A 19490-nucleotide genomic window follows, 5' to 3' on the forward strand; every position below is an offset into this window, starting at 1 on the left:
AAGGTAATCAATATTTCTCGTAGAGTGCTTCTATTATCTGTTGGTGAGTCGCATCTACATATCTCACTTTACCCACAAAGTGATTAGTCGCTAAACTAAAAATTATTTCATTTCCTGTTTTTGTAGTGAAGTAGCCACTTAATGTGCGAACACCCCCTACATATCCAGTCTTAGCTCTTAAATTAGTATAAAGTTCTGTTCCTTTAAAGCGATGGGCAATAGTTCCATCTATACCAGCTATTGGGAAACTATTGTAGAATTCGGTGAATGAAGCATGTTCCTTCATTTGAGAAAGTAACCGAGAGATATTACTCGTAGTTGTATAATTACCCATTGCCAGTCCCGACCCATCATTCATTAGTACTAAGGTGGTGTCTAACTCTTGCTCGGCTAAAAAGTTTCTTACTTCTTGAATTCCATTATCAAAAGTGCCCGGTATTTCTTGAAACTCAGCGGCCAGTGTTTTCAGCATCATCTCTACATAGAAATTATCACTCTCTTTATTCGCCCACTTAACTAACTCGGCTAACGGTTTTGAATAATGGGTGGCGAGAACTTCAAAGTCTCCTAATTCTATGAATGGAGTATAGTCTTTAATACGGTGCTCTTCACTTGGATTTACTTTGATTCCCTGCTCATTTAAATATTGCTCGAACGATTCTACAAAGAAAAAGCCGGCGTTTGTTATGGCTAAAGCTTCGTCTTCGTAATAGCCCTGAGGAAGCATACTTCCTAGCTTTAAAACATTAGTACCAGGTTTACGCTTATAATCTTCATCGTACTTTGTATTCCGTTCTGCAATAGTCTGATTATTCACAATGGTAATTCCTGGAGACTCTAAACGATCGAGAGGCCCTTTGGCAAGCTGTACTGGATACGTAGATGGGAAGTGTGTAACTCGTGGTTTATCTCCTACCTTGCCTTCAGCAAATACCTCTATATCAACAGCATTATTATTAAACGACAGTGCACTTACTTCAACACCATAGTAAAATGTAAGGTCGTACCAGTCCCATCCTTTGGGGTAAACCTGATCATCGAAGTAGGTCTCATTAGCTAATACTTCCCCTTCAATGCGCTCAATACCGAAGTCTTTTAATTGGTTATATAGCTCATTGAATACATAGTAACGATCCTCATCATACAGAAACCCACTGATACTTGGGTCACCACTTCCAGCTATAATGAGATTACCTTTCCAAGTACCGTTTTCAAGCCTACCATCTCCATAAATTTTTGTAGCATATTTATAGTCTGGCCCTAAACGATCTAAAACAGCTGCAAGAGTGTATAGCTTTTGGTTAGAAGCTGGAATAATGAGTTTGTTATCATTTATAGCTTCAAGCGTATTTCCATCTTTATCTAAAACCGTTAACGACCAAAAAGCTTCTGGGTGATTAGAAGTATCAATTATTTTAGATATATCCTGTGTATAGCCGTTTATCCCCGTTGCAAAAATTGTGAGTAAACAAGCAATACATAGTTTAAGATTCATAGCACTTAGGATATAAAGTATTTCTCTTCTTCTTCTTTAAAAGCGTCTAAGATTTGTTGAGAATTTGTGCACGATACTATTTTATCTCGGAATGAGCTACTGTTCATTAACCGTGATATTCTACTCAACAATTTAATATGTAGGCTGTTTTTTGAATCTGGCCCAACTAACAGGAACACCATATTAACGGGTTGTCCATCAATTGAATCAAACTCGAGGGGTTGTTTTAGTACTGCGAAGGCCGCGTAATTTTCTTCGATGTTCTTTGACTTACCGTGAGGAATTGCTAGCCCTTTCCCTACTCCAGTACTCATCACACTCTCCCTTTCAAAAACGGCTTCTTCAATTTCGGGTAAAAACGAAGTATCTACTTTGTGTGCAAGAGTTTGCACTAATTTTGAAATGAGATCATTTTTATTCTCTACCTCTAGTTCTGACAGTATTGATTTTGTATCCAAGAGGGAGAATAAATTCATATGATCTGTAATTTGGGAGTTATAAAAATAGGGTCGGAATATATGGATGCATTGCCCTATCTATCAAAAGCAATTTTGAGCTATTTACGGATTCTTGCTGTTTAAAAATATTGGCACTTTCCTAAATGCAGTACAGCAAAACCATTTCAAATTGCTTAAACTTGAGCATGCAATGGCTCCAAACCACTATCACAATTTTTAAAAAAGATCTACAGACAGAATTCCGTACCCGATTTGGGTTTAATATGGTTTTAGCTTTTGTAGTATCTGCTCTTTTATTGGTGATGTTTACCTTGAAAGCTCAAGAACTCAATCCTACACCCAAGAGTGGACTAGTATGGATTATCGTCTTGTTTGCTGCATTGTCCTCCCTAGGTAGAAGCTTTATCTCTGAGACCGAGAAAAACACCTATGATGTGCTCCGAATTCACGCAAAGGGATCGAGTGTTTTTGCCGGTAAGTTATTCTTCAACATCCTATTTAGCTTGGTTGTAAATCTGCTCACTTTTTTAATTTATATTTTCTTAGCAGACCTCACCATCGTTTCGTGGGCTGCATTTGGGGTTATCCTTATTTTTGGAACACTTGGGTTATCGGGGGTGTCAACACTCATTGCAGCTATTGTATCTCAGGCCGATCGCAAAGGGGCTATATTTTCGGTATTAACCATCCCGCTGTTTATTCCATTTATATTATTGTTAACTAGTATCACTAAATCTGCTTTTGTAAATGGATTAGAAGATGGATTCACCAACGATTTTTCAGCACTCATCGGGTTTATTGGAGTTACCATATCCGCAGGAATTGTACTATTTGAATATATCTGGGAGGAATAATTGAAGGTTTCATTTGGTAATCAACGCTTAATAGGACAACAGCGAGCAAAATCTCAAATTGAGAAAATGCTTGAATCGAATCGCATCAGCCACGCATATTTAATTTCGGGAGCATCAGGTGTGGGGAAAACAGCCTTTGCATTGGCTTTCGCTGAAGTAATAAACGGTATTTCGAATCTTTCTGATTTGGGACCTAATACCACTTCAAAGAAATCATCATGGTTCACCCACCCCGACATCCATGTGTTTATACCTAAGCCTACTTCTGCAAAGGTTGAGGAATTGCGTGAACGTCTAGAGTTATTGTCTAACGACCCTTATGAGATAATTAATTTCTCACAACGCCCTTCATTAAACGATGCATCTAATTCTAAGAATCTACAATCGTTTTACCCAATCGATTATTTTAGAGATGAAATTAGACCTGTTACCAAGCTTAGACCTAATGAAGGCAATCGTATTGTCATTATAATGACGCAAGTGGAAACCATGCGTAAGGAAACGGCAAATGCATTTCTGAAAATTCTTGAGGAACCAAGCGATCGCCTGATGTTTATCCTTACCACAGAGAGTTACGAAAGCCTTCTTCCTACTATAACATCTAGATGTCAGCATATTGCACTTGGCACTTTAACGCCTAGTGAGGTAGAACAAGGACTTATTCACGTAGATGGCATTCCTGAAGATGATGCCAAGTATTTAGCCCGTGTAGCCAATGGTAATTATGCTGCAACAAGGTTTTTTGACATAGAACGCCTAAAACAAAATCGTGCTGAAGTAGTTCAATATCTAAGGTGGGCATTTAGCCACGATGCGATTGCTTTAACGAAACTAGCTCAAGACTGGCAAAGCTCCAATAATATTGAAGGATTGATTGCTATCACCAATTTGTTGGAAATGTATATCAGAGACTTAATGATCTACAAAGAAACCAAGAATAAGACATTGATTACCAATATCGATCAATTAGAGTCGGTGGTAAAATTTGTAGACACTTTGGAAAATGCTAGACTTGATGAGATGATTAAAGAAGTTGATAAATGTAGACCTCAAATCTATCAGAATGTATCACCAAAGCTTTTATTCATTGTTCTAGCACTACGCTTTTCGGCCTTAATGAGAGGAGAAGATCCTGTTATTTCAGACGAAGAATCATGGAAACATTTACCTGCATTTGTTGAATAATGTCACGAATTAAATTTTTTAAAATGGAAGGAGCAGGTAACGATTTTGTCATAATCGACAATCGTACCTATGGCTTCACGCTAAAAGAAATCATTGAATTCACACCAAAGATATGTGATAGAAAATATGGTGTTGGTGCAGACGGTCTGCTGGTATTAGAAGAAGCAGAGAATGAACATGTTGACTATACCATGATCTATCGCAATGCTGATGGAAGCGATGCCGGCATGTGTGGCAATGGTGGCCGATGTATTGCCCTGTACGCCGCTACTCATGGCTTTGAAAACGATCATACTTTTAATGTACATGATGGACTATATAAAGCCTCTGTAGACCTAACTAAAAACCAGGTATCCCTCAGTTTTCCAGATGTGAATAGCCCCGAAGACATTACCGTACTTGGGCTCCCTCTCACAAAAGTATATACAGGCACCGAACATGTGGTTTCTTTTGTAGCCTTAGAACGTTTAGAGGAAGAACAAGAACTAATTCAGGTTGGGTCTGATATTAGACATGCTGAAGCCCTAAACCCTCCAGGCACTAATGTTAATTTTATATGCCCTACTTCTTCGCAAAGCCTTTCTCTTCAAACATATGAACGCGGCGTTGAAAATTTAACGCTAGCTTGTGGCACCGGTGCTGTCGCCTCGGCCGTAGCAACGCATTATAAAAATGGTAACAAAACGGGTTCATTTAACTACGAAGTAAAAGTTAAAGGTGGTAGGTTAAACATCTGTTTCGATTTTGTTGGTGAACAGAATAACTATAAAGATGTTAAGCTGATTGGACCTGCGAATTTCGTATTTCAAGGCGAAGTAAATGTCTAACCGACATTCTTACTTATGGGTCTTACTTTTATGCCTGAGTTTCACTCTTATACAGTGTTCGAGTTCAGCTGAATTATCTACCATCGAAGTAGTACCACAAGCTTCAAATCGCTTAGCGAGTGTAAAATCCCAAGTACTACCACCTTCTTCTATTCAGAGTATTACTTTTAGTTCATCATATAAATCGGACGCGCCGCCTATTCTACACTTGGGTTCGTCAGATCAACTACATTTAGAATTTGATGAATTGACGGATGTATCTGGACAGTTTAGAGTTCAATTTAAACACTACAACAAAGATTGGACTCCAAGCAACCTACCTGATGCGTGGATAATGGATGGTTTTAACGAATTTATTATAAATGGTGGAACCTCTAATTCGTTAAGCGATCCTAAGTATTATCACTACAAAGAAAGCTTCAATGCTAAAGAACTAGACTTGTTAGTAAGTGGAAACTATATGTTGGAAGTGTACGATTTTAGCACAAATACACTACTGTTTTCACTTCCTTTTTTAGTGACCGAACAAGAAGGGAAATTACAATCTAACATTGAAACCGTTTACAATGGTGTTGAAGGTGGAGCTCATGGGCATCAAATCTTTAATAGCTATACCTACCCATCAGAAATTGAATTTCCTCAGTTCGAACTCTCCTTTACCTATATCCCACGTCGGTTTCTTGGGTTGGCCACTTCAACTGATATAAAAAACATCGGCAATAATCGTGAGATTAATTTTCATTTATCACGGCAGAAGGTCTTCGATGCATCCTATGATTTCGCGTTATTAGACTTGAGCAATTTCGCAATAAATGCAACGCAGATTGATGAATGGATACCCGAAGCTAATCCAGCTAGAGTAATTTTAAAACCCGATCAGCTAAACTTCATTAGTGGAGTTAATTCTGAAATGCACTCAAGAACAATCGGCCCACTTAACGCTCGTAACGCTAGATATGCTGAAGTCATTTTTAGGCTCGAAGCAGATGCACTCAATTCTACCGATGAGATCGTTGTGCTAGGTGACTTTAATAATTGGACCTATGACGAACGCTTAAAATTAAGCTATAATCAATCCTCTAGATATTTGGAGGGTTCTGCTTTGATAAAGCAAGGTACGTATCGCTACAAGTACTTTCGTGTAATAAAAAAGGGAACAAATTCTTATTTACTCCCTATAAATGATCGATTAAGTGCTCGACCTCAAATTTATCATACAGTAGTTTACTATCGAGATCCTGTTAAGAACTTCGATCGCATTCTTATGATTGGTTCTGTAGAAGCCAATCGTTAGAAATCGATGCCAATCGAGAAGTAATGTACGGGGTCGCTGTAAAAGCTACTGCCATCATGAGCCCAACCTACATCGTAGCCAAATGGCAATCCAAATACGATACTTCTGAAACCAAATCCAGCGCCAATTAATAAATCACCATCTAAATAATTCACTTCTTGGAAGGTATTATTCCCTATGGGTATATATCCTACTTCTTGAGTTGCTGGTTTAAAGTCTAAAGATTTTGAATTGATTACGAATTCAGAATTAGTACTTGGGTTCACATAAATCCCAAGGTTATTGGTAGAACCCCAAGCCGTTCCAACATCCAAGAAGGCAACGCCAGTAATATTATAGAGCGGTAAAATTGGAATCGCTCCTGGTATAATTGCAGCAAATAATGGGAATCTAAATTCAGCATTGATTAAAGAAAAGTTTTCCCCATTAATGGCATTGTACTCGTATCCACGAAGTGGTAATGCAGGCACTGAGAAAAAGTTATCTGTGATTCTATCAACAGGTAATCCGGTATCGCTCCACTTTTGATTGATCCACCCTAGTTTACCTCCTAAGAAGTAATTCTGTGCATCTTTTCCTATTGAAGCACCCCCTGAAAATCTTAACGCAATACTTGTGTTTAGTCCAAGGTCAAAGTACTTACGGAAGTCGCCTAAAACGGAAACAAACTCTGGTGCACCGCTATAAAATGATGGACTACCACTTAAGCCAACAGAGAATCTAGAACCAGCTCGTGAAGTTAAGAAACCTGGTAATGTTTTATCAGAAGTGAACACCACTTCAGGATATAAGAACCTACTCGTTTCACTTGGGTCAGATGTTTGAAATGAATTCCCAGTATCATCAATAACATTGAATACACTATTGTAGTTTAAGTCGATATTCAAAAATGATAAATTGAAATCGAGTCTGCGGAATTTATCAAATGGATATTGAATAGATGAACTTACTCCATATGTTCTATATCTGATAAGCTCTCCGAAATAACTTTGGTACTTTCTTGAAGTATGGAAGTAACTAAAGAAGTAATTGGTTCTATTTTTAAAGTTACCGTATTGGAAACTGTAATCACTATCCTTTAAATCGAATACAAAGTTGGTACCAATCGATATCTGATGATCTCCTAAAAGATCACTGATTATAAATTGAGTAAGTGCAAAAGATCCATAAGTTGATGCCACAAAAGTTGGGCTATAGGCTATATCAACTCCAAATTTGAGTCTGTACTCTTGAGGTATGTATCTACCATCATCTGTGATATTATCTTCAACGCTAAAGCTTTCTACATCTTTGAGGTAAAGGGTTGTGTCTTGAACCACATCATCTGCGAACACGTAATTTCTAAAGTCGATATTATCGTTGGTTTGCTCTACTTCAGGTTCTTCAATGGTTACCTTTTCTTCCGCTTTATCCACGGCCATAACACCAGTATCAAACATCTCACGTGCATAGGCAATGGCAGGTACTCGCTCCTCTTTCGACTCCGTAGCTCTACGCTGTGCCCAGTAGTTCTTTGTTAGAGGTTCAGATTTAATCTTAGCCTCCGGCGATTTCAATAAGAAAATATCTAGATACCCTTCATTAATGGCATTAAACGCAATTCGGCTTCCATCAGCACTAACTGATATTTGAGAGATACCTGATTGTAAATCCGTGATAGGCGATGATGTACGACTTGCTAAATCCATCTTATACACATTCTGAATTCCATTTTCATCAGAGATGTAATATAAATCTCCTCTATAGGATGTAACGGGCTGCATTTCACTCCATATAGGAGTTTCCGTAATTCGTTCGGCAACGGTTGCTCCCAAATCTACCATATAGATATCGGTTTGATAGAAGCCATCTCCCGAGAATAAGTTGTGCTGAAGCGCATAAGTTGATAACTCAGTTTTATCTCCTCTATCAGATATAAAGTAAACAGATTTGGAATCGGCTGACCATGCAGGCTCACGATCTGAGAAAAAGTCTTTAGTTACATTTGTTAAGCTCTTCTCGTTGAAGTCGTATATAAAAATATCTTGGTATGGGCCTATGTTCGCATCAAAAGCAATTTTTGAGTTATCAGGTGCCCACGCAACTGAGCCGATAGCATCAATGCTTGGAAACTTAAGTTTACTCACCTTACTTGTTGCATAGTCAATAATCGCTAAGTCATCTCTACCTTTTGTTTTTGTAGACATAGCTAACTTAGTTCCATCCGGCGACCAAGTTAGGTTCGGGTTTAGAATATTAAGCTCTTCAAAGTTTGGGTTATCCTCTCCTCGAATCACCGTTTTAAGCTTTTGACCATTGATGGCGCTTATCACTACCACATCAAAATATCCACGGCTATTGGTAATGAATGCAATTTTATCCCCTTGTGGTGAAATAGCTGGAGAAGTATTGTAGGTACCGAATTTTCCACGTTCTGTTAAAAGTGAACCAACAGACTCAGAACGTTCTCTTTCTGCCACTTCTGGATAATACCGTTTCTTTAAAGCTTCGGTCCATTTTTCAGAAAGTTCTTCGATATTCATCCCCAGTGCAGCAGTCATTCCGTACTCCACACTTCTACTATTTCGAATACGTTGAAGAATTTCAGCGATTTTTTCACGCCCATATTCTTCGGCAATGTAATTCCAAAGCGATTGGCCACCTCTATAAGAATAGTATCCACTTAGATACTGAATTGGCGGTAGATAATTATTAATTACCGCGTCACGAATGTACATGTCAGTATTACTATCCCAACCTAATGCACTGTACTCTGCTAATCCTTCTTCAAACCAAAGTGGAAATACAAGATTGATGTTATTTTGTATGATGGACTGAACACTGCCACCATAAAACATATCGTTGAATATGGCATGTACAAGCTCGTGGTGAATCGTTCTACGGAAATCGTTGTAATCACCGTCAAACGGCAGGGTAATTCTGTTTTTGTACTTATCCGTTACCCCACCTATCCCCTCGGCACTGTTAGGAAGGTTAACTACATTTGTTTGCGAGAAGTCGTTATGAGAATCATAAATAATCACTGAAATTCGATCTGAAATTTCATGATTAAAATCTTTCTGAACTTGTTTGTACGCACTTTCAACACTTAAGGCAGTGAATTCAGCTAGCTCGTAGTTCTTTTCGTTATAGTAGTAGATATCAAAGTGCTTCGATTGAATGTAACGCCACTCGAAATCGTCGTATTGAACTCTATTTTTACCAAACGGGAAATACTGAGCTGAAGCCGAACTCAGCATCAAAAAGCTAGCTAGTAGTGTAAATAAGAAACGTACTTTCATAACAACATCTGTTTATTTAGCTAAAGTAAAATCAATCTGTCTTTTTTGGAGATTGGTACTATCCACTCTCACTTTTATATCATCACCTAGCTTGTATGCTTTACCTGATGATTTACCCACTAAAGCATGTAGCTGAGGATTAAATATATAATAATCGCCCTTCAGGTCAGACACACGAAGCATACCTTCACAGTACACATCTTTAAGGTTTACGAAAATGCCCCTTTCGGTAACACCACTTATAACCCCATCAAATACTTGACCAATTTTTGAGCTTAAAAATTCCACTTGTTTTAATTTTATAGAATCTCTTTCTGCATCAACGGCTACACGTTCGCGTTCGCTACAATGTTCACCATGCTTAATTAAGGTATCGAAATTATATCCTTTTGTACCTGCGTTGTACTCTTTTAAGAGTCTATGCACAATAACATCAGGGTAACGGCGAATTGGGCTGGTAAAGTGTGCGTAATGTGGAAATCCTAAACCAAAGTGACCAATATTTGCTGGAGAATATTCTGCTTTGGCCATCGCACGCAGCATCAGTCCGTTTACAATCATCTCTACAGGAGTCTCTTTAACTTTCTGCAGAAGATTATTAATGTACTTTGGAGTTATTTTATCTCTCACTTCAAATTTGATTCCAAGAGGCGCTACTTGTCCAGCAATGCCTGCTAATTTTTCCGTATCTGGTTTGTCATGAATACGATAAAAGAAAGGAAACAGATCTTTCGACTTACGCTTACCTGATTCTTTCCTCAAGTTTTCTACATGCAGAGCTACTGTTTTATTCGCCATTAACATACACTCTTCAATTAGGCGATGAGCAAATATTCTCTTTTTGATGATTACATCAATGGGCTTTCCTTTTTCATCCAAAACGAATTTCGGTTCCGGCGACTCAAAATCAATAGCTCCTTCTTCAAAGCGTTTTTTGAGTAAAGTGCGAGCAAGAGATTCGGCCATTTTAATCTCTTTTTTGAAAGGATGGTTGGCCCCATCTATCACTTCTTGAGCTTGCTCGTATGTAAATCGTTGCTTAGAGTGAATGGCTGTTTCTTCTACCGAATAATCTACAAGCTTTCCATTTTTGTCTATTTCCATGAAACAGCTATAAGTAAGCTTATCTTCGTTTGGCCTCAGGCTACAAACTCCATTACTGAGTATTTCAGGTAACATTGGAATCACTCGATCTACTAAATACACGCTTGTACCGCGAGAGTACGCCTCTTTATCCAATATGGTATCAGGACGAACGTAATGGCTTACATCGGCAATATGCACCCCTAAGTAGTAATTGCCATTGTCGAGTATTTCTATACTGAGTGCATCATCAAAATCTTTAGCATCGGCAGGGTCGATAGTAAATACATTCTCATTTCGAAGGTCCCTTCTTCGCTTGAATTCCTCTTCAGGGATATCTACCGGTATTTGATCTGCAAATTTCTCCACTGAAGGGTCGAAATCTGATCTTAAATCATTCTCGGCAAGAATAGAAAGGATGTTCGCATCGTTTGTGCCTGATTTACCTAAAATGGAAACAATTTCCGCTTCTGGTAACGCTCGTTGATGCACCCACTTCTTCAACTTAAACAGCACTTTATCATCCGTTTTAGCGCCGTTAATGCTGTCTTCTAGCACATAAAAATCGATATGTGCCGACTTCTGATCCGGTTCAATTAAAAAGGTTTTTTGGCCGGTTTTCTTAAACGTTCCAACATAGAATTCTTTGCCACGAGATTTAATCTCCATGACTTTACCTTTAGGCTGGCCACTTCTACGGTTCCCTTTTACCTTTACTTTAACTATATCACCAGGGAGTGCTAAATCGGTGTCGTTTGATGGAATCATGATATCTTCATCCATCCCATCTACAATTACATAGCCCGTGCCACGCTGAGTAATTTCAATCCGTCCTTCAATTAGATCTAAATCTTTCGCTTTAGATTTCTTGCCTGTTCTTAGTTTAACAGAATCTCCATTTCTTAAAATCAGTTGTTTACTGATGAGCACATTTATGGTTTTATCTAACCGCTTATGCTCTTTTTTACTGGTTATAGCTAAAGCATGCGCTATAACATCTCTAGATAACTTTTTCTCGGGGCTATTCTTTACTAGGTCTAATACAATTTCTTCTAAACTGCTTAATCTCGAGTTTCTACTCATTCATTCCTTTTTTTAGGTAGGATTATCATCCTGATTGTTTTGTTCTTCTTTGCTCTCTTTTCTCCCGAACAGTTTTCTGAATGGGCTAGCTAGTCTATTAAAAAAACTTTCCCATGTATTAAAACTAAACTCTGCCTCAACTCCAACTCCATTAATGTCTTGAGCTTGTTGAGAATCCTGACCATTAGAAATATTACTAAAGGTAGGATCTTGCCTGTGAAATGCCGTTACAGAAAATGTTCGATTGATTTGATAGGTAGCACCAATATCACCAATGGTTGATTGTGCACCTGTGATTTGACCGTCTCGTCGTAATATAATACGGTCGTTATATAACCTTAATGCTAAGCCAAGATCAACTTGGTTATATGTATTAAGGTTGAAGTCGATATCGAAACTACTAATATCACTTCTTAAAAGTGAGTTAATTTGATTTGATAAAAGTGGACTTATTACTTGGTTTGAAAGTAGCGGATTTAATACTGCTCCACTACTTGAAAAATTTTCGGTTAATGAAGATGCTCCGTTTACAGAGGTGGCTGGGATAAAATCACCCATTAATAGGAAACTTGTTGCTTGAAGCAGTTTCTCATCTTCATTTCTATTTAAAGCTGCAATTTGAGTTGCAAGCGTGCTGTTTTGCCTTGATTCAAAGTTGTTAGGTAGGCGGAAATAGAAATTATTCTCAATGCTTGAAAGCGATCCACTAATGGAAAGTACTAAGTCTACAGGGGTTCTTTGAATACTTTTCGGATCATTCAAGTCTAAATCGGCACGTGCTGTAGTCAGTGTTCGAATATTTGGTCGAGCCGAGTACACCGCATTTATATTAATACGAGCTTCATTGGGTTCCCCCTCCCACACAATACTTCCGCCTGGTTCAAGTACAAACCGACGAGTAAAGATATCTCCACTCACAAATTGATAGTTACCTCCACTTATATCAAACCTACCAAAAATACTAAGGTCTTGATCTTCCAGTCGGATTCTAATTCTCCCTGTTCCATCAGCGGTAATAATATCTCCGGTTACTTCATCAAATATGAGTCGCACCTTCATTGGGTTATTTGCCACAAACTGAAGGTCTAATGTAAATCGTTCTGCAAAGGTTAAATCACCTAAATCTCTATCTAAATCAGTATTCGTGCCCTCACCTTCTTCTAACTCTCTGCCAATATTCTCGAAGGAGTTTACAAAGCGAATGAACTTATTGTCTTCGTTGAACTCAGTTTCTTCTAATAGCGGTAACTCAACTTGAGAGAAATCTGATATTCTCATCGGTTCCGGTGTTGTAAGTACAGGATTCGCATTGGTTCCAGATATCCTTACAACTCCCGTTCCATAAGCCGTTCCAAAGAAAGGAGCCGTTGGATCAAAGTCGTTATTCAAGAACTGGAATTCATCCGTACGAATGGAGATATCCATATTATGGATGGGTTGAAAGCCGTTAAAATTATAATAGCCTTCTAGGGTTGCTGTACCACCCGATGGGTCTATGAGATAGATATCTTTAAATGTTAGCCCATCGGTCTTAGAAAAGGTCACGGGACCTTGTGCATAATAATAAGTATCTAGGAAGCGTGGTTTAATATAAACGGCGTCATTTTGACCAATTTCGTAATCCACCTTAAAGTCATATGTATCGAGGTTCCCCCAAATGGCTCCATTTCCTGAGGCAACACCAGCCATCTCTGTAAACACTTTAGGCGCTAAAAACGGGATTACCCAGAGATCAACCGTATTGAAATCTAGGTCGAAATAAAAGAGTGAATCAGCTTCCGGGAATTGTCCTTGAACGGGCGCAAGTACATAGCCATCAAATTTGAGGTTCTGTCCTTGTCTATCATTCCGCTCGAAATAACTGGGGTATATGGTTGAATCTGTAAGTACCTGAAACTCCGTATCAAATCGATTTAATTCTTGGTTAAACCGACTGCTAATCTCTAGGTCACCTACAATATTACCATCAATTTCGAATGCCTGAAGATCAATATTACCCTCAATAGTAGGTATTCTAGTAAGTGTTCGAGTGGTAAAAATGCCATCCAGATTTCCGCCAAAATCAATTCTGCCATTTACAATATCAGAGATACGATTGAGCTTGATACCTTGAAAGTAATAGTTAACCGAATCTTCAATTGTATTACTAAAAGCGCCATCTATACTGAATAGCTCTTCTTGGTTTTCGAAAGTAAAATCTTTGAAAATCAGCTTTTGATCGCGCGTAAATTCAAGAGATGGTATCCCTTCATTCCTCCATGCATATGTACTTGTTCCGAGATCAAACTGTGGGATCTGTACCGAAATGGTGGAATCATTTAATGAACCAACGGCTTCTAAACTCAAGCGAGCATCTTCACCTATTGTTTGAATGGAATTAGAAAAATGAAGCGAATCTCTATTTAGCGTAGCATTCAACTGAAACCCTTTATTGATGAAGTATGGAGTTTCGAATAATGCGATTTCAGACTGAAGCAGCACGTTTGAAAAGTCTTTTAACGACTCGTTATACCTGAATGTACCTGTAACTTGTGTTCGAATACTATCCGCTTTGTAATCTTGCATCCTAAAAGCTGGATCAATCAAATCTGCATTGAATAGAAGGCGATTCGGATCCACCGTGATATTCGAGTTAATTCTCAGTGAAGAAATCAATTCAGGGAAATCAGGATAGTAGGATTTCAATAAATCTAAATCCTTCAATGAAGCGGTCATATTGAAGTTATGATTCCCAAATTCCTGTGGATTTAATGAAGAAGCATCAATTTCATCGGCAAATAGTTCTTCCTCTATACGTTCCGCAAAGTATCCACCCCAGTGTTTGGCTAATGGGATCATCTCTGAGAGGCGGTAGTCGCCTTCAACACTAAAATCTAAGGCCGTAGTTGTGATTCTCAATGATCGATTATCAGGTCCTAAATTTGCCACATCAGCGTAAATCAAGTGAGGCTCAAGGGTATCTTCACCAGCTATTGCAAATGGAATGTTTACACTCAGTCTACCAGTCACATCGTCGATTGAGCGTCCTCTTAAGTCAATATCATATTCTACATCCGCAACCGTATTCGCCATTAGTTCTGATTGCGTGAGATACTTAAAATCTAAATCAGAGCCAGCCCCCACTAATTTTAACTCACGTTCTTCATTCGTAAAATCAATAACACCCGTACCATCCAAATTGCCCCGTTGTGCAAATAGAGTAAAATTTGGGGTTATTACACGATCTTCGAATTCAGTTTCAATCAGTAAACTATCCACTCTAAATGAATTGATCGTGCTATTTACAGCCTTGAATTGAAATTTTTCATACGACTCTAGAGCTTGGTAATTGGAAGTAGCTAAATCACCTGAAGCTGTAATACTAGTTTTATAAATCTCATCAACAAATAATCCGCCCAGATCTAAGGAATCTACAGAAAATGAAATATTGAGGTCCTTACTATTTTTCAATCCCAGTGAACCTAGAGCCGAAAATTGTCCCCTATCACTTTTAGCCGATACCTCACCATCCAGTTTGTTGAGATCCCCAGTTACACGAGCATCAAGTGTTAAATTCGAGATTGTTCGAAGTTGAACTTCAGATGCATTGGGCAACAATGTTTGAAAGTCATTTTGATTTAAAACGGCTTCCGTTAATACTACCGAGTAATTAAATGTCTCTTTATTGAGAAGGCTTGCTAGTTCCCCTTCCATGTTAAATCCAGAATTTCCATACTGAACCGTAGCATTATTCACATCAAGCTTCTTTAGCGTTCCTTCAACATCTAAAGCCATGAGGAGAGGTTCATCAAGCGTGGTAATATTAGGTTGGAATTGACGAATTCGATCTTCAGCTAAGATGAACTCATCCATATCAATTTCGTAGTTAGCATCTTTAAATTGATCTATCAAGTTAGGTTGATAAATATCGATGCCTTGGATTCGACCACTAAACTTTAGATAAGAATCACTGGTATTTATGTTGAATGAATTGAATTCTAGGAACTCATCATCGCTATACACTTGTCCAACAATCCGAGCGCGTTCAATTGCTAACTCATCCGCGATAAAAGAAAGGTTTTCAATATCTAAAAAACGTTGATCTTTGCGGTATTCAAAAAACATAGCCAAATCAAGATCTCGAAAATGAAGGCTATCTGAATTTGTAAATGCAACACTATCCTGAAATGCATTTCTAATTAATATACTCCCATTAGTAATCGTTGCTCGAGGTGCTAAAATTTCGAAGAATGGATTACTTATTTCAGTAGAATCTATATCAACAGGTAAATGGTCCTTCTTTTTTATAGCGTATAAAAGGGAATTATTAGATTGATTATCGATAATAATGGAAGGGGCATTAATATTTAAACCAGTAACAACAAAGCGTTGTTGCAGTAATGCTAGGATATCTAAATTAGCCGAAAGGCTATCGCTGTGGAAAACGGAAACTACACTGGATGAATCTGCATAAAGGTTTACATCACGTAGCTGAAATGTAAATGGAATGGTTCCGTCTAAGGCACCAATAGTAAACACCCCGTTATAACGTTCACTAAAATTGGTTTCAATTCTAGAGGCTATATACGTTTTAACACTGTCGAGTTGAACTAAACCTAAAATTATTCCACTAAAAATGAGTATAGAAAGGGCTACCCCCATTATAGTGGCCCAAAATACATTCCAAGTTTTATGTAACCAACGAATAACTGGCACTAATTGAATTCCTCTAAAGTGTATGCCCAAGCTTCATCAATAAGCTTAGTGTCCTTAAATAATTTTGTAAAAGGCTTTTCAAGCTCACTCACCAATACAAGTTTTACTACCCCATCACTTACTTTTTTATCATGCAGCATTAAAGCCGTAAGCTCACTTGGTGTATTTGATACCTGTAACTTTGATGTATACAACGGTCGGAAAGTAGATAAATTTGAGTGATTGATGGGGTGGCCTAATTTTTGTGAAACATAAACCGCAGCCCACATTCCCATAAACACAGCTTCACCATGCGAATACTGTTTGTAGTTACCTACCCGCTCTATAACATGAGCAAATGTGTGCCCAAAATTTAAAAACTCTCGAATACCGGCTTCCTTTACATCTTCTGCTACAACATCAACTTTTATATGAGCACTTCTATGAATGATTTGTTCCCAGCCTTTATAATCCGTTGCTGAAACCTTAAATGATGTCTCATCGAGTAAATCAAACAAGGATGCATCCCTTATCATTGCATACTTAATCACTTCACTTAAGCCAATAATCCATTGCTGCTCTGATAGGGTTTCTAGAAATTTTAAATCAGCAAATACAGCTTTAGGCTGATAGAAAGCACCAATGAGGTTTTTACCCACGGTATGATTAATTCCAGTTTTACCTCCTATTGAGCTATCAACCATAGCCAATAAGGTAGTTGGTATATGAATGAGGGGAAGTCCACGCAAACAAGAAGCGGCAACAAAGCCCGCCAAATCTCCCACAACACCACCACCTACCGCTAATACAGGGGTTTTACGATCAACTCCAGATTCCAGAACCAAGTCGAGTATTTTTTCAAAATGCTCTAAGCTCTTACTATGTTCCCCTTCAGGAACTACATATGTGATAACCTGATCAAAATGCTTGTTTACTGCGTCTACAAAGTAATTAGCGTGCAGCTTATTAACGTTTTCATCTACAATTAAAATGGATTTTCGAGTAGTGAATTGCGCCCCTAAATAATCAAATAGTTCGGCTCGAAGATCATATCCTGTATGAATAGAATATTGCTCTGAATGATTAATATTCAGAGTTATTTGATTACACATGTTGTTTAATTTTTTCAATCAGGGCTTCAGCTAAACTTTCTGTTCTATCATAGCCATTCACCTTGAGCTTTATTTGAGCTTGGTTGTAGCTATCTAAACGACTCAAATATAAGGTATTTAGTTCATTTTTAAGTATTTCCTTCGACTTTAATTCTCCTGCTTCATTTAGCAAAATTGGTCGATTTTTATTCTTACTAATTCGATCTAAGATATCCTCTAAAGGAAGTTCTAAATAGATGAGTAATCCATGGAGTTTTAGATGGTCTATAATAAACTGAGATTGCAAGGTTCCGCCTCCCAAAGCAACAACTCCTTTGAAGCTTTTAGCCACTTCCATAGCACATTTTTGCTCTACTTCTCGGAAATACTCTTCCCCTTTGGTGTTAAATATTTGGGGTATTGTAAGATACTCTTTGGCTTCTATGTATTTATCTAGATCCAAAAATGGTTCGCCTAAGCGCTGTGCTAACGCCCTTCCAAGTGTACTTTTCCCAGCCCCCATAAAACCGCAGAGAAAAAAATTACCGTCAAACTTCTTCAATCTATGTTCATTCATTTTTTGGTTTTTCAGGAGTTACGAATTCAACCTGTTCTTTATCAACAAGTACCGCACCAGCTGGGGCACCTTTAGGCTTTCGAACATACTTCTTTTTTGTGATGATCACAGGTACAACCTCAGCTCCTTTAGCTTTGGAATTGAATGCGGCATAAGAAGCTACCTTTAGAAGTACATCTTTTGGAGGCATACCTTGGTTATTATTCATTCTAATAAGAGCATGAGAACCTGATACTCCTCGAGCATGCAACCAAATATCTTCTTTATGACTTTTTTGAACGAGCACATCATTGCTCTTTGCATTCTTACCAATCCACACCGCATAACCTTCAACTTCAAGTGTATGAAAAGGAAGTTGATCTTCGTTCCCACTGGAATGATTCCCAATGTTTAATTCCTTTAAATCCTCAGCTTTAGTCTTTTTCCACTTATCTAGTTCTCGCAACCCGTCTATCTCTTGTAGTTCGTTTAGCAAGGTATCTACTAACTCTTTTTTTCCTTGAAGAATTGGGATACGATTTAAAGCATCCTCATAGGACTGAAGCGAGTTTTTAGCTTTAGAATAATATTTCTCTGCATTTTGGATTACACTCAATTTCTCATCTAACGGAATACTAACCTTCTCGCCCTCATTATAGAGATCTTGTACCTCGATCTTATTTTCTTCCTGTGGCTTTACATGACCATTGGCCATCAAAAGATGTCCATATTTTTCGTACTCATCTGCTCGCTCTAGGCCTTTATCTGCTTTATCTAAATTATTCAATCCAGACTTTAACCTTTTAGATTGACGCTTAAGTTGCTTAGATAACTCGCCTTTCTGTTGCTTCAGCCGTTGATCGTGAGAGTAATTTTTATACCGATAAGCTATTAAATCATTTATCGACTCGAATGTGCGCTCAGTTGGTAGGGATAACCAATCCTCAGATAACAAGGTTGTTGAGCCTCCCTTCACTTTTCGAAAAACTGGATTCTCATCGATACTATGGGATAAGTTTTTAATTACTTCTACTAGTTCTTGATCTGATTTACTTTCTAAATCATGGATCTCTATTAATTCGTTTAAATGAGCCCTTGGTATAAGTGGATTAAGTGAAGTAATCTTTTGCTTAGTATTGGCTTGTTCAGGAATGTTCTTAAAAAGATTAATAGACTTCTTATCCGGCACATCCAGTTCATCAATGTCATTTCCTTTAAACGAATCTGTCAGCTTTTGATCGTTCACCAAATATACATTGGCATTATTACTGAAAATCTTAAAAACTAGTTTTGCGCTACCCTCAAACTCAATAGTTAAAATTCTATCCGTGTTAGCTAAAGAGATATCCCTAACTACAGCCCCATAAATTTCTTCAAAAAATGAAATGGTATTTAACCGCTTTGGATTCGCGTAACGATCTATAAAGAGCGCTAAATTACCCGGTGCTGTACTAAACACTAACTTCTTCCCTTCATGATCATTTTCAAAGAATAAGTCTAATAAATTCTTATACCTAGTATTTGCATGAACAAGTCTTTTCCCAGTTAAATTGGATTTAATGAACTCCTTTAAATATTTTAATTCGTAATAATTCAATGGGATATAGAT

Annotated in this window: 12 protein-coding genes; 4 read left to right on the forward strand and 8 right to left on the reverse strand. The window is 37.9% G+C overall.

The window, feature by feature from the left end; translation table 11 throughout:
- Nucleotides 1-7 precede the first annotated feature (7 nt).
- Both dacB and B155_RS0102755 read right to left on the reverse strand, forming a co-directional pair.
- Complete coding sequence (gene dacB / locus B155_RS0102750) at nucleotides 8-1495, reverse strand: D-alanyl-D-alanine carboxypeptidase/D-alanyl-D-alanine endopeptidase (RefSeq protein WP_018126713.1); 1488 nt, start codon at nucleotides 1493-1495, stop codon at nucleotides 8-10.
- Between the two features lie 5 nt (nucleotides 1496-1500).
- Entirely contained in the window at nucleotides 1501-1953 is a 453-nt protein-coding gene (locus tag B155_RS0102755) for a PTS sugar transporter subunit IIA (RefSeq protein ID WP_240386237.1), read from the reverse strand.
- 185 nt (nucleotides 1954-2138) lie between these two features.
- Here B155_RS0102755 and B155_RS0102760 point away from each other — a divergent pair, with 185 nt between their 5' ends.
- From B155_RS0102760 to B155_RS0102775, 4 genes are read left to right on the forward strand one after another with little or no spacing between them, the layout of a single operon-like run.
- Nucleotides 2139-2807, forward strand: a complete 669-nt coding sequence (locus B155_RS0102760; protein WP_157464710.1) for a heme exporter protein CcmB — start codon at nucleotides 2139-2141, stop codon at nucleotides 2805-2807.
- Nucleotides 2808-3992 (forward strand): DNA polymerase III subunit, encoded by a 1185-nt coding sequence (locus B155_RS0102765; RefSeq protein WP_018126716.1) that lies wholly within the window; start codon nucleotides 2808-2810, stop codon nucleotides 3990-3992.
- On the forward strand, nucleotides 3992-4819 hold the full coding sequence (gene dapF / locus B155_RS0102770; RefSeq protein ID WP_018126717.1) for a diaminopimelate epimerase: 828 nt from the start codon (nucleotides 3992-3994) through the stop codon (nucleotides 4817-4819). Before B155_RS0102765 ends, dapF begins: the two co-directional genes overlap by 1 nt.
- Nucleotides 4812-6113 carry a type IX secretion system plug protein gene (locus B155_RS0102775; RefSeq protein ID WP_018126718.1) on the forward strand — a complete coding sequence of 434 codons (1302 nt, stop codon included), beginning with the start codon at nucleotides 4812-4814 and terminating at the stop codon, nucleotides 6111-6113. Before dapF ends, B155_RS0102775 begins: the two co-directional genes overlap by 8 nt.
- Here the strand turns inward: B155_RS0102775 and B155_RS0102780 are convergent.
- From B155_RS0102780 to B155_RS0102805, 6 genes are read right to left on the reverse strand one after another with little or no spacing between them, the layout of a single operon-like run.
- Nucleotides 6110-9394, reverse strand: coding sequence for a peptidase MA family metallohydrolase (locus B155_RS0102780; protein WP_018126719.1), 3285 nt, complete (start codon nucleotides 9392-9394; stop codon nucleotides 6110-6112). The genes B155_RS0102775 and B155_RS0102780 overlap by 4 nt on opposite strands.
- Nucleotides 9395-9406: 12 nt before the next feature.
- A complete protein-coding gene (rnr, locus tag B155_RS0102785; RefSeq protein WP_018126720.1) occupies nucleotides 9407-11560 on the reverse strand; it encodes a ribonuclease R in 2154 nt (717 codons plus the stop codon).
- Between the two features lie 12 nt (nucleotides 11561-11572).
- Complete coding sequence (locus B155_RS0102790) at nucleotides 11573-16285, reverse strand: translocation/assembly module TamB domain-containing protein (protein WP_018126721.1); 4713 nt, start codon at nucleotides 16283-16285, stop codon at nucleotides 11573-11575.
- On the reverse strand, nucleotides 16255-17346 hold the full coding sequence (gene aroB, locus B155_RS0102795; protein ID WP_018126722.1) for a 3-dehydroquinate synthase: 1092 nt from the start codon (nucleotides 17344-17346) through the stop codon (nucleotides 16255-16257). The genes B155_RS0102790 and aroB overlap by 31 nt, the downstream gene beginning before the upstream one ends.
- The gene (locus tag B155_RS0102800) at nucleotides 17339-17902 is read right to left on the reverse strand and encodes a shikimate kinase (RefSeq protein ID WP_071594791.1); all 564 of its coding nucleotides are present in this window, start codon (nucleotides 17900-17902) and stop codon (nucleotides 17339-17341) included. The genes aroB and B155_RS0102800 overlap by 8 nt, the downstream gene beginning before the upstream one ends.
- Nucleotides 17895-19478 carry an NFACT RNA binding domain-containing protein gene (locus B155_RS0102805; protein WP_018126724.1) on the reverse strand — a complete coding sequence of 528 codons (1584 nt, stop codon included), beginning with the start codon at nucleotides 19476-19478 and terminating at the stop codon, nucleotides 17895-17897. The genes B155_RS0102800 and B155_RS0102805 overlap by 8 nt, the downstream gene beginning before the upstream one ends.
- Nucleotides 19479-19490 lie beyond the last annotated feature (12 nt).

Origin of the sequence: Balneola vulgaris DSM 17893 (genome assembly GCF_000375465.1) — a bacterium.
Taxonomy (GTDB): domain Bacteria; phylum Bacteroidota; class Rhodothermia; order Balneolales; family Balneolaceae; genus Balneola; species Balneola vulgaris.